An 11,545-nucleotide genomic window follows, 5' to 3' on the forward strand; every position below is an offset into this window, starting at 1 on the left:
GCTTTTATTTGTCGGCGTTACTTAAATTTACAGCTCATCAATATCTATTAACTGTCCGTGAGTCTGCTTTATTATAATTGGCAATAACTTTGGGAATTTAATCATTATTTTCATCAAAATGGTAGATAACTTTTGTTTTTGCAATATAAATCCTAAAATTCGCCCAATTCTTAATCTTTTCTCAAAGTTTTCCTCCCATTCATTTACATACATTTTCTCAAGTTCATCACGGGTTTTAATCTTATTTGTATAAAAATCACTGATAAGTTCTGAGACAATTTTGGCACTATGAATCGCCATTGCCATCCCGTTTCCGCACAAAGGATGGATTAAACCTGCTGTATCACCAATCATCAAAATATGATTTTCAACCGTTGCCTTTTTACCAAAAGAAACCTGACTAATCGTCAATGGAGCTTCAAAAAGCATTTTACATTTATCAAAAATCAATTTCAGATGCGGATTCTTGATTACTATTTGATTTTGATAATCATCTATGCTTTTGTATTTTTTGAAAGATTCATAACTAGCCAAATAACAAATATTTATCTTATTATTTTCTACTTTTGAAACACCACAATATCCTCCTTCAAAATTATGAAGCGCTACTAAATTATCAGGAAATTCACCTGAATAATGAGCTTTCACGGCCAGCCAATGTGACTTTTTTTGAATAAATTGCCTCTTTAATTCATGATCGATATTGGATCGTTTACCAAAAGCACCGATAACAATTCTGGAGGTAATAATTCTATTATTCGAAGTTGAAACTGTAAAAATATCGTCTTCAAAAACAACATTTTCTACATTGCCCTGAATAATTTCACACCCGTTCTCGATAGCTTTTCTAAGTAAAAAAGCATCTAATGTATATCTGCTGACTCCAAATCCGCCAAGAGGCAAATCACAATGAACCATTTTACCATCGGAAGTTGAGAAATCAAGTTTTGAAATATGAGTAGGTTTTAATTCGGATATATCTATCGAAAGCCAATCCAGATAAGACATAATTTCATTAGAAATATATTCACCACAAACTTTATGTTTTGGAAATTCATTTTTTTCTATCACAATAACTTTTAGACCAATTTTGGACAAATGAATAGCCGCGGTTAATCCTGCCAATCCTCCTCCAATAATTGCAACCGTCTTAGCTGTATTCATAGAAAAATTAATTTTAAAAGGTTGGTTTTCAAAACAAAGGTGAAAATACATAAATGTAAGCTCAAATCCGAATTCAAATCCATTTTTGAAAGAAAAAATAAAGCCTAAAAAATAAATTGCTTTTTGATTTTTCTAATCCTATATTTGCTTTCGAATAAAAAATCTATGGAACAATTTGTAGTATCGGCACGTAAATACCGTCCCCAAACATTTAAAGATGTGGTGGGACAAAAAGCGATTACCAATACGCTTCTCAACGCCATAGAAAACAGCCATTTAGCCTCAGCCCTTTTATTTACGGGACCACGTGGTGTTGGAAAAACAACCTGCGCACGTATTTTGGCTCGAAAAATTAACCAGCCTGGTTATGATGATCCAAATGAAGATTTTGCTTTCAATGTATTCGAACTAGACGCTGCTTCGAACAATTCTGTTGATGATATCCGTAATCTGATCGATCAGGTTCGTATCCCGCCACAAACCGGACAATACAAAGTATATATCATTGACGAGGTTCACATGCTCTCTTCTGCGGCTTTTAATGCTTTTTTAAAAACATTGGAAGAACCGCCAAAACATGCCATTTTCATATTAGCAACAACCGAAAAACACAAGATTATCCCAACGATTTTATCGCGTTGCCAAATATTTGATTTCAAAAGAATTACAGTAAAAGATGCTAAAGAACATCTTGCCGATGTAGCTGCTAGCCAAGGAGTAGCTTTTGAAGATGATGCGCTTCATATTATTGCACAAAAAGCAGATGGCGCCATGCGTGATGCTTTATCGATTTTTGACAGAGTTGTTTCTTTTTGCGGAAATAACCTGACTCGTCAAGCGGTTACCGAAAATCTAAACGTTTTAGATTACGAAACCTATATAAACATTACCGATTTAATTCTGGAAAATAAAATCCCGGATTTATTGATTGCATTTAATGAAATTCTGTCAAAAGGTTTTGACAGTCATCATTTTGTTTCTGGATTGGCCAGCCACTTTAGAGATTTATTGGTCAGCAAAACGCCGTCAACCCTTGTTTTATTGGAAGTTGGCGAGCAAGCTCAAAAAATGTACGGAATTCAAGCTCAAAAATGTACTCAGGATTTTCTGCTGAAAGGGATTGACATTGCCAATGATTGTGATTTAAAATACAAAGCCAGTCAAAATCAACGATTGCTTGTTGAACTTTGCTTAATGCAGCTTGCCTCTATCACTTTTGATGGAGAAAAAAAAAAGTTGAGCAATTTATAATTCCACCCACTTATTTTAGGAAAACTGCTGATTATTCGATAGCAGAAATTTCAAAAGAGAAAAAACAAATTCCAATTGTTGAAGAAGTTACAAAAACAGCTTCAAACGCTGAAATCACTAAACCTGTTGCTCCAATAGAGGAAGAACCCAAAACTCCAAATCCATCAGTATCAAAACCTTTAAGCAACGAAGCAAAATTTTCTGCTTTATCACTTTCTAGCATTCGTGCCAAAAAAGCTTTAGAAGAAAACTTAAAAGGTTTTGTAAAAGAAGACAATACAATACTTCCTACCGAATCATTTACAGAAACAGAAATGCTTTTGCAGTGGACAAAATATGCGGAGCGTCTTGGAAGTAAAGGATTCAAAATAATGGAATCCTTATTGCTAATCAATGATCCAAAACTAAACGGTACAAAAATCACCTTCGAGTTACCCAATGAAGGTTCAAAGTTAGATTTTGAAAAAGAAATGATTGGTCTTTTAGGGCATTTGCGCGGTCATTTGCACAATCACGACATTACTATCGAAGTGACTGTAAATGAAAGCATCGATATCAAAAGAAGCTTTACCGATCAGGACCGCTACAACCGTCTTTTAGAAATTAATCCAAATATTGAATTACTGCGTACTACTTTTGGTTTGGATTTAGATGCTTAAAAAAAAATACATGTGTTTTTTACACAAATGAAAATTTAATACCATAAAATGTTATTTTTGTAGCAACCCATAACGAACTATAACGTTATATTAGACTTTTCTAACTATAAAAAAAACTAAATAAAATGGAGAACAAATTAGCAAATCCTGCGCCTTTAGGCCTTTTGGGTTTTGGAATGACCACAATTTTACTAAACATCCACAACTTGGGATTCTTCCCAGTAAGTGCCGTAATTATCTCAATGGGGATTTTCTATGGCGGTCTTGCCCAAATAATCGCAGGAATACTATCTTTCAAAAACGGAAAAACATTTGCAGGAACTGCTTTTACTTCTTATGGCTTCTTTTGGCTAACTTTAGTTGGCGTGTGGCTTTTTCCAAATACCGGATTTGAAATGGCAGGAAAAACTTCAGCACCCTTTTTCGGCTGTTATTTAACTCTTTGGGGGATTTTCACTGCTTTTATGTGGTGGGGAACTTGGGGAGGCAGCAAAGTGCAGCAATTTGTATTTTTATCCTTAACTATTTTATTTTTCGTTTTGTCTGTGGAGAAATTTACCGGAATTGAATCTTTAGCTCCAGTTGCCGGAGCAATTGGTGTAGTTTGCGGAAGTAGTGCTTTTTATTTAGCAGTAGCTGAACTTTTGGAAGAAGTAAAAAACAAAAGAGTATTGCCTTATTAGACACACTTTTTATATCATACAAAAAGGCTCAAAACAATTATACTGTTTTGAGCCTTTTCTTTTACATGAATTTCATTGATCACAATAAACATCTGTCCTTTTATTTGGGCGAGTCCCTCCGTAAAAACTCCGGGTCGTGCTGTCCGTTCCCGCTTTTTTTTGATAGACTGAAAAAGTCTCTCAAAAAAAGAGCTCCACTTCCATCACTCTCGCAAAAATTGCAAATAACCAATTTTTGTTTTTAATTAAAATACATCAATATTCAAATCCCAATTCTGCTCATTGCTATACCACAACTTTCCTTGTGAAACCTGTAAAGGACAATCAAAATTATTAGTATACAGTGCACCAGTTCCCAATCCTTGCGGCATCGGATTGTTAAGTGTAAAAGTCCATTGGGCGATCGCATTCAGTCCAATATTACTTTCTAAAGCAGAGGTAATCCACCACCCAATATTATGCTTTTCAGCTAACGAAATCCACTCTTGTGTACCACGAAATCCACCCACAAAACTAAGCTTCAAAATAATGTATTGCGGTTTAATTTTAATCAGTAAATCTTCTTTTTCAGCAACAGTAAACACTCCAATTAGCTCTTCGTCCAAAGCAATAGGAAATGGAGTGGTTTTACACAGCTCTGCCATACTGTCAGTATTATTTTTCTGAATAGGTTGTTCTATGCTATGTAATTTAAATTCAGACAGTTGATTTAATTTATATAAAGCTTCATTCGAATCAAAAGCACCGTTAGCATCAACTCTTATTTCTACTTGTTCAGGAGTAAAATATTGTCTGATAAACCGCAATAATTGCAGTTCTTTATCAAAATCAATAGCTCCAATTTTGAGTTTGATGCAACGAAAACCATCGGCTAATTTTTCTTCAATTTGCTGTTTCATAAAAGTCTCTTCTCCCATCCAAACCAACCCGTTTATAGCAATTGATTTTTCGCCATTTGTAAAGCTAGAAGGAAAGAGTAAAAAAGGAGTTTCACTTGCCAATGACAGGAATGCCATTTCAACTCCAAACTGTATCGATGGAAACTCTAATAACGCACCCCAAAGCTGTTCTTTCCCAAGATGAATATTAGCACAAGTCCATTGCAATTTTTCTTCATAATCAGGACGATCATCAATACTCAAACCTCTCAAAATACCACACTCGCCTATTCCTTTTTTACCGTCTTGTTCCAGAATGATAAACCAAGTCTCTTTTTCGGTCATCACACCGCGGGAAGTTCCGGATGGACGTTTGAAGTTTAGAATGTATTTGTGATAAGATGCTTTCATTTTGATTTTTTTTTAAACATATAAGTCATATAAGCAATCCGTACAATTCTGTATCATATGAGGAATTATTTAGAGTTCTCAGTAAACTAAAGAAAGGCTTTGTTTCTACGACATATAGTTAAATATTACTATTCTTTGATTAATCTCAAAACTCTCTCAAAATCCTCGTTCTGAATCCCAGCCTTTTGGAAAGCCTTGAAATCTTGTTCCGTTTTTTGAATCCAGCTCAAACTGTCGGTTACGTTTTGATTTTGGTATTTCTTGTAGATTTTTTTGGCTTCTTTGTAATTATCGTTCAGTAAATACGCGTGGGCCAAATTTAATTGAACAAAAAGCTCAGTATTATCTAATTTTTCACCTGCTTGAAGATACTTTAATGCTTTTCCGTATTGCTTAGTAAAAAGATAACAGCTCCCGATAGCATTATAATCTAGAACTGTAGCTTTATCACCATTGATTATTAGAGCTAATTTCTCAATTGCTGTACCGTATTTACCGTTTTTTATCAAAAGTGAAGCTTCTTTACGCAAATCGGCAGAAATGGCTGGAGATGCGTTTGTTTCGTTTAAACAAACATCGCCGGCATCTTTAAAAACTTTGGAACGTTCCATCGGCAAAAGCTTTTGGAATTCCTGAAACTTGTATTTGGCTTGAATTCTTTCCGATACACAAACGCAAAAATTATCTGAATTACTCATTTTCTGAGCCAAATTGGAAGTTTTGCATTGGTCAATAATCGATTTTCTGTTTTCCAGACTCCAGCCTCGGCTTAATTTTTTATCCACCCAAGGCACAACTTCCAAAACGATTTTTTGCTTCATAATCCAGTTTTTGCTTTCAAAACCAAACCATAAAGCATTTGAGTTCCCGTTTAAACAGCTTGATTTATCAACAGAGAGACGTTTAGCATCTTTACTTACAGGTTCTGCTTGAACCAGACACGATTCTAGTGTTTTTCCGGAATCTTTGTACTCTAAAGCCAATTTATCCGTTGAAAAAATAGCATAAGTACATTTATCGTCACCGGAAATTTTTGACAAGACAAAAACGGCTCCCGCAGAACCCTGACTGATTCCTGTTGGATCTGGAATTGATTTTAAAACAGAAACTAAACTGCTGGCCAGTTGCTGATTTTCGTCCAAAAGAGTGATTCTATATACGATTTCAGTGGTTCCGAGCGGTAAATCCTCGGTTTTGATGATAATTCGGTCTCTGGCCGAAACGTTTATTTCCTTGGTGGTAGATCTGTCTTTATCCCAATAACCGTCTTGTTGCGAGAAAGAAAGAGTTGTAACTAGAAGTGTAACAAATAAAAGAAGTTGTTTGGTCATTATAAAAATGATTAAAATATTTTTGATTTAAGATTGAAAGAGAGTATATGATGTAACAGCTATCTGAAATCAAAAATCGTTAATCTACAATCTTAAATCAATTAAAAAAACAAATAATCTTGAAATCCGGGATGCCCTAGCCCTGATAGTAGTGAAAATCCCACGCTTTTGAGCGTGGATTGTAGCGGATAGCAGGAAATAGCTCCTAATTATAATTCTATGAAACTGCCAATTTCTAGTAACATCAAATCTTTTCCTTTATCAAAGAATTTCTTGATGGCTTCCTCGTGATTGATTTCGATGTACCCAAATGTATCGAAATGATAACCTAGAACCTTATCGCATTCGACAAAATCAGAGGCAATTATGGCGTCGTTCACATCCATCGTGAAATTATCGCCAACAGGCAAAATCGCCAAATCTAGCTTGGTACGCATTGGAATGATTTTCATATCCATTGTTAGAGCAGTATCGCCGGCAATGTAGATATTTTTATGTTCTCCTTCGATTACAAAACCTCCTGGATTTCCACCATAGCTTCCGTCAGGAAAAGAACTTGAGTGAATAGCGTTTACATATTTTAATTTTCCAAAATCGAAATTCCAGCTTCCCCCGTGATTCATGGGATGCGATTGAAAGCCTTTTTGAGCATAATAACCCGCAATTTCAGCATTAGAAACAATTATGGCATTGGTTCTTTTGGCAATAGCTTCGACATCGAGAATATGATCGCCATGAGCGTGAGTTAGTAGAATAAAATCAGCTTTCAGTGTGTTTATGTCAATATGAGAAGCCTTTGGATTTGCTGAAATATAAGGATCAACGATTATGTGTTTGCCACTCACTTCGATTCCCAAAGAGGCGTGACCGTAGAATGTTATCTTCATCTTTTTTAGCTTTTGATTGTTAGACTATAACAGTTGTTTTTGAAATTGATTTTTTTATCTTCCACCCAAAAATACATTCACAATAATATCTGAAATCAATGAAATCATACAAATTGACAATAATATAGAAAGTAAAAATGTACTCAATGCTACTTTCTTTAATTCAGGATCAAGTAATTTTGGGTCTTGATTTTTGGAAACGATGATTAAATGCTTCGTTAGGGGAATGTATGCCAATAAAAATAAGTATTGATCGAAATGAAAACCGCTCAATAATGCAAAAACTAAAACCGAAACCATAGCGCCAATAATCAAGAAAAAATGGTATTTTTTGGCAGCTTCAGCACCTATTTTTACCACAACAGTATTCTTTCCTGATTTGGCATCCGAAGCTTGGTCACGCATATTATTCAGATTCAGAACACCTACACTCAATAATCCAATTGCGATTGCCGGCAAAATAAGCACTAAATCCAATTGTTTGGAGTATAAAAAATTTACCCCTAAAGTGCTCACCAATCCGAAGAATACAAAAACAAAAATATCGCCATAACCGCGATACCCATAAGCTGAACTCCCAACGGTATAACGAATCGCAGAAGCAATCGCTAAAATTCCTAACACTAAATAAAATAAAGAATAAACAAGATTACTCGCTCCGAAAGCAACATAAATCAAGAATATTGCCGAAAACAATGTTAGTACAGATGTAATTACCAAAGCTTTTTTCATTGCTTGTGGAGTTATCACCCCACTTTGTATAGCACGTTTTGGACCTACTCTATCTTCATTGTCGGTTCCTTTGATTCCGTCGCCATAATCATTAGCAAAATTAGAAAGTACCTGCAATCCTAAAGTGGTCAATAATGCAAAAGCAAAGATTTCCCAATTAAAAACTTCAGTTGGAGTCAATACTTCATTAGTAGGGTTTGCCAGCGCATACATACTGCCGACTATAATTCCAGAAACGGATAATGGTAATGTTCTTAATCTTGCTGCTTCAATCCAGTGTTTCATTTTTCTTTTTTAATTGTTTTAAGGATTTAAAAAGTTTATCCTATTTCATCTTAAATTCTCTATTTTCCAACTTCTAATCTCTAACTTCATTTTCTACATCCAATTGCTATCCGAAGTTTCCATTTCGTAAAGCCAAAGATTCACGTATTGTTTTATAGCTGTAAAATTACCTAATTGAAAACTAATATTTCCTCCTGCGGTGTGCAAAGTTAAAGAACCAATGTTGATATTTTTGTGCCAAAATAACTGCGAAGTTGTAATTGCCTGAATTTTACTGGGCATAATAATTTTATTGGTAACATCCCAAGCTCCTCCTTGCAAAATTATAAAGTCATCATTAATATAAAGGCGATTATTTTTAAAAATAAAAAACTGAACTATTCCTATAAAAATTACAAATAACAGCACAAAATAATCAATCAAAGGCAATTGCACTATTACTACACTTCTCAAGAAAAAAAAACCTATTAAAGGAAGTCCAATTGTCAGAAAAATTGAGAACCCCAGTTTTCTAAAATTAGGTTTTAGCATGAATCCTTTTTCGGGAATTTTCTGAAAAAGTAGTTTTAGAATCGCATCTTTTTCCGTTTGATTACAGCCCGGAATTTCAATAAGCTGTTTTTTCCCTTCCTCATCGCCACCTGTCGCTTGTTTTATCTTAAGCTGTAAAACATTCATTCTCTTTTGAAAAAAATTTTGTGTAATGCTTATAATTTGTACTTTTTCGGGTTTTATAATGGTGCTTTTAGTATTTAGCAGACCATAAGAAAGCAATAAAGAGCCTTTTTGTCTAGCAATTTTATAATCGAAATAAGTAAATATGGTTCGAACTAAATTAATGATTATTACTGTCAAAAAAAAGATAATAAATAAAATCAAAAATGCGGTTGCAACTTGGCTTTTATCAACATAATTTTCGATATTTTCATCGTGCAAAACATCTCTGCCAGTAATTTGTTTGATATGGTCAAAAAGTGAGATAAAAAAAGCCAAAAGCACGAAAAAACTTCTCACATAATTAGAAGTAATTCCAATTTTTAATAAACTCAAAAAGCTGATTTTTATAAAAGGAGTTTCAGCTTCAATTAGTTCTTGGTTGAGAAGTTCATCAGAATTGATAGCTTTGTCAATATGATCTGTTTTTTCATTTTCTAATAAACGTGATTTTAAATCCAATGCCAATTCATGTGAAATTGCTTTGATATTTCCCTCTTTTTTATTAGAACCGGCAGTATCGACAGCCAATTCATAAACGCCGACCAATCTTTGAATTAAAGACTGATTGATATTTACCTGCTGAATTTTATAAAGCTGTATAGCTGTTTTGGTTTTGTTAAAAATGCCTTCGGTGATTATAAACTCGTCATTTTCGGGATCGATATAAAAGGTGAAGTTCAAATATTTCAAATATGAAATGATGCCAATGACAGCAAAAACACCAAAGATTCCTACCACCAAATAAATTGTATTGATTTCATCGAATCTAAATATCCAAATTACTAAAATTGGCCAAAACGCTTTAGCATACTGCTGAAGGGAATAAAAAAAAAGCACAAAAATACCTACAATAGATTGTCGCTGAGGCTGATTAAAATCGGCTCCCATTATAACTGTTTTTGAATTTTCCCCATCAATAACTGTTTGATATTTTCGGCCTGATCTTTGGCTATTCCAGGAATTTGAATATCACTGGAACGTCCTCCAGCTGTGAAAATTTCAATTTTTGCCAAACCAAAAAATCTAGAAATAAATCCTTCATGTAAAGCAACATGCTGTATTCTATTATAAGGAATTACAAGAGTATTTGTTGCGATTATTCCGTGTCTGAACAACAAGTCATGACTACGAAATGCAAATCCTTTTTTCTTAAAACTTATCCACGAAAAGGAAACAATAATTAGTAATAAAACCACATAAACTATACTGAAATAAGAAATATATGGAAAAAATTCTTGATTAAAATACAAAACTAGTCCTAATCCTATAGCAACAATCAGAAATAATACTGCAAGGCCTATTAAAGTTACTTTCCAATAATTTGGATGCAAAACAGTAAATTCTACTTCCTCAAATTTTGGCAGTCGAGTCGTATCTATTGTTTCGTTTGAAAAATTTTCCATTTATAATTTTATTTCCATTTTTAAAGTTTAAACCCTTAAATCTTTAAACCCTTTTATGGCAGCCATTTTTTTTCAAAATTCGGTTTGCGTTTTTCAAGGAATGCATTTCTACCTTCTTTTGCTTCTTCAGTCATATAAGCCAATCTTGTTGCTTCTCCTGCAAACACTTGCTGTCCAACCATTCCATCATCAGTAAGATTCATAGCAAACTTAAGCATTTTGATAGCCATAGGAGATTTACCCAAAACTTCCTGCGCCCATTGATAAGCAGTATCTTCCAATTCATCGTGTGGAACAACGGCATTAACCATACCCATTTCAAAAGCTTCCTGAGCCGAATAATTACGTCCCAAAAAGAAAATTTCACGGGCTTTTTTCTGACCAACCATTTTGGCAAGATAAGCGGAACCATAACCTCCGTCAAAACTGGTTACATCGGCATCAGTTTGTTTAAAAATGGCGTGCTCTTTACTGGCTAAAGTCATGTCACAAACCACATGCAAACTATGACCGCCACCAACAGCCCAACCTGGAACTACAGCTATAACCACCTTTGGCATAAACCGAATTAAACGCTGCACTTCAAGAATATTTAAACGATGCTGTCCATCATCCCCAACGTATCCTTGATGTCCACGGGCATTTTGATCTCCACCGCTGCAAAAAGAATACACACCATCTTTTGATGAAGGGCCTTCAGCTGAAAGTAAAACTACACCTATTGAAGTGTCTTCCTGTGCATCATAAAAAGCCTGATACAATTCAGAAGTCGTTTTAGGTCTAAAAGCGTTACGAACATCCGGTCTGTTAAATGCTATTCTGGCAACACCATTACATTTTTTATAGGTTATATCTTCAAATTCTTTGGCAGTAATCCAATCCATTCTATCTATTATTTAAATTATTTTAGCGTAAAAATAAGGCATTTTTTATATTTCTAAAGTATAAAATATTTTTAAATTGCTTCAAAAAATTTGGGCGTGCCACCATTAGAGAATGTGAGTTATTTCACTTAGTGCTTATTCGCCCTCATTCCCTAATGCTGTCGTGCTGTACGCGCTACTTCGGTAACTTGCTTCCATAACTCACGCATATATCAACTTTAAGAATAGTAAATTAATTTAATGATTCAATTTTCTTATAT

At 34.3% G+C, this 11,545-nt stretch carries 12 protein-coding genes; 3 read left to right on the forward strand and 9 right to left on the reverse strand.

The genetic code is table 11. The features are described from left to right. Positions 1 to 27 precede the first annotated feature (27 nt). Positions 28 to 1,164, reverse strand: coding sequence for an NAD(P)/FAD-dependent oxidoreductase (locus tag B0E44_RS02480; RefSeq protein ID WP_077370636.1), 1,137 nt, complete (start codon positions 1,162 to 1,164; stop codon positions 28 to 30). A 165-nt stretch (positions 1,165 to 1,329) separates the two neighbouring features. On the opposite strand from B0E44_RS02480, the gene dnaX reads away from it, so the two are divergent. Next, the gene (dnaX, locus tag B0E44_RS02485) at positions 1,330 to 2,415 is read left to right on the forward strand and encodes a DNA polymerase III subunit gamma/tau (RefSeq protein ID WP_077370624.1); all 1,086 of its coding nucleotides are present in this window, start codon (positions 1,330 to 1,332) and stop codon (positions 2,413 to 2,415) included. A 31-nt stretch (positions 2,416 to 2,446) separates the two neighbouring features. Here dnaX and B0E44_RS18725 read toward each other — a convergent pair whose 3' ends face one another. Beyond that, positions 2,447 to 2,782, reverse strand: coding sequence for a hypothetical protein (locus B0E44_RS18725; RefSeq protein WP_165688754.1), 336 nt, complete (start codon positions 2,780 to 2,782; stop codon positions 2,447 to 2,449). Between the two features lie 4 nt (positions 2,783 to 2,786). Here B0E44_RS18725 and B0E44_RS02495 point away from each other — a divergent pair, with 4 nt between their 5' ends. After that, entirely contained in the window at positions 2,787 to 3,074 is a 288-nt protein-coding gene (locus B0E44_RS02495; RefSeq protein WP_254423232.1) for a DNA polymerase III, read from the forward strand. 125 nt (positions 3,075 to 3,199) lie between these two features. Then, a complete protein-coding gene (locus B0E44_RS02500; RefSeq protein ID WP_077370627.1) occupies positions 3,200 to 3,757 on the forward strand; it encodes a GPR1/FUN34/YaaH family transporter in 558 nt (185 codons plus the stop codon). Between the two features lie 245 nt (positions 3,758 to 4,002). On the opposite strand, the gene B0E44_RS02505 is transcribed toward B0E44_RS02500, so the two are convergent. From B0E44_RS02505 to B0E44_RS02535, 7 genes are all read right to left on the reverse strand, one after another. Beyond that, a complete protein-coding gene (locus B0E44_RS02505; protein WP_077370628.1) occupies positions 4,003 to 5,046 on the reverse strand; it encodes an o-succinylbenzoate synthase in 1,044 nt (347 codons plus the stop codon). A gap of 128 nt (positions 5,047 to 5,174) precedes the next feature. Continuing rightward, positions 5,175 to 6,377, reverse strand: a complete 1,203-nt coding sequence (locus B0E44_RS02510; RefSeq protein ID WP_077370629.1) for a M48 family metallopeptidase — start codon at positions 6,375 to 6,377, stop codon at positions 5,175 to 5,177. A 209-nt stretch (positions 6,378 to 6,586) separates the two neighbouring features. Then, on the reverse strand, positions 6,587 to 7,264 hold the full coding sequence (locus B0E44_RS02515; RefSeq protein WP_077370630.1) for a metal-dependent hydrolase: 678 nt from the start codon (positions 7,262 to 7,264) through the stop codon (positions 6,587 to 6,589). A 54-nt stretch (positions 7,265 to 7,318) separates the two neighbouring features. After that, the gene (gene menA / locus B0E44_RS02520) at positions 7,319 to 8,281 is read right to left on the reverse strand and encodes a 1,4-dihydroxy-2-naphthoate octaprenyltransferase (protein ID WP_077370631.1); all 963 of its coding nucleotides are present in this window, start codon (positions 8,279 to 8,281) and stop codon (positions 7,319 to 7,321) included. 93 nt (positions 8,282 to 8,374) lie between these two features. Then, positions 8,375 to 9,886, reverse strand: coding sequence for a PH domain-containing protein (locus B0E44_RS02525; protein WP_077370632.1), 1,512 nt, complete (start codon positions 9,884 to 9,886; stop codon positions 8,375 to 8,377). Continuing rightward, on the reverse strand, positions 9,886 to 10,401 hold the full coding sequence (locus tag B0E44_RS02530) for a PH domain-containing protein (RefSeq protein ID WP_077370633.1): 516 nt from the start codon (positions 10,399 to 10,401) through the stop codon (positions 9,886 to 9,888). The genes B0E44_RS02525 and B0E44_RS02530 overlap by 1 nt, the downstream gene beginning before the upstream one ends. Positions 10,402 to 10,454: 53 nt before the next feature. After that, positions 10,455 to 11,285, reverse strand: a complete 831-nt coding sequence (locus B0E44_RS02535) for a 1,4-dihydroxy-2-naphthoyl-CoA synthase (protein WP_077370634.1) — start codon at positions 11,283 to 11,285, stop codon at positions 10,455 to 10,457. Positions 11,286 to 11,545 lie beyond the last annotated feature (260 nt).

It is taken from the genome of Flavobacterium sp. A45 (assembly GCF_002001005.1).
Classification (GTDB): Bacteria; Bacteroidota; Bacteroidia; order Flavobacteriales; family Flavobacteriaceae; genus Flavobacterium.

Coding starts and splice junctions, on each gene's coding strand:
- B0E44_RS02505 (WP_077370628.1), bottom strand. CDS start 5,046: ATGAAAGCATCTTATCACAAATACATTCTAAACTTCAAACGTCCATCC.
- dnaX (WP_077370624.1), top strand. CDS start 1,330: ATGGAACAATTTGTAGTATCGGCACGTAAATACCGTCCCCAAACATTT.
- B0E44_RS02510 (WP_077370629.1), bottom strand. CDS start 6,377: ATGACCAAACAACTTCTTTTATTTGTTACACTTCTAGTTACAACTCTT.
- B0E44_RS02480 (WP_077370636.1), bottom strand. CDS start 1,164: ATGAATACAGCTAAGACGGTTGCAATTATTGGAGGAGGATTGGCAGGA.
- B0E44_RS02530 (WP_077370633.1), bottom strand. CDS start 10,401: ATGGAAAATTTTTCAAACGAAACAATAGATACGACTCGACTGCCAAAA.
- menA (WP_077370631.1), bottom strand. CDS start 8,281: ATGAAACACTGGATTGAAGCAGCAAGATTAAGAACATTACCATTATCC.
- B0E44_RS02535 (WP_077370634.1), bottom strand. CDS start 11,285: ATGGATTGGATTACTGCCAAAGAATTTGAAGATATAACCTATAAAAAA.
- B0E44_RS02525 (WP_077370632.1), bottom strand. CDS start 9,886: ATGGGAGCCGATTTTAATCAGCCTCAGCGACAATCTATTGTAGGTATT.
- B0E44_RS02515 (WP_077370630.1), bottom strand. CDS start 7,264: ATGAAGATAACATTCTACGGTCACGCCTCTTTGGGAATCGAAGTGAGT.
- B0E44_RS02500 (WP_077370627.1), top strand. CDS start 3,200: ATGGAGAACAAATTAGCAAATCCTGCGCCTTTAGGCCTTTTGGGTTTT.
- B0E44_RS02495 (WP_254423232.1), top strand. CDS start 2,787: ATGGAATCCTTATTGCTAATCAATGATCCAAAACTAAACGGTACAAAA.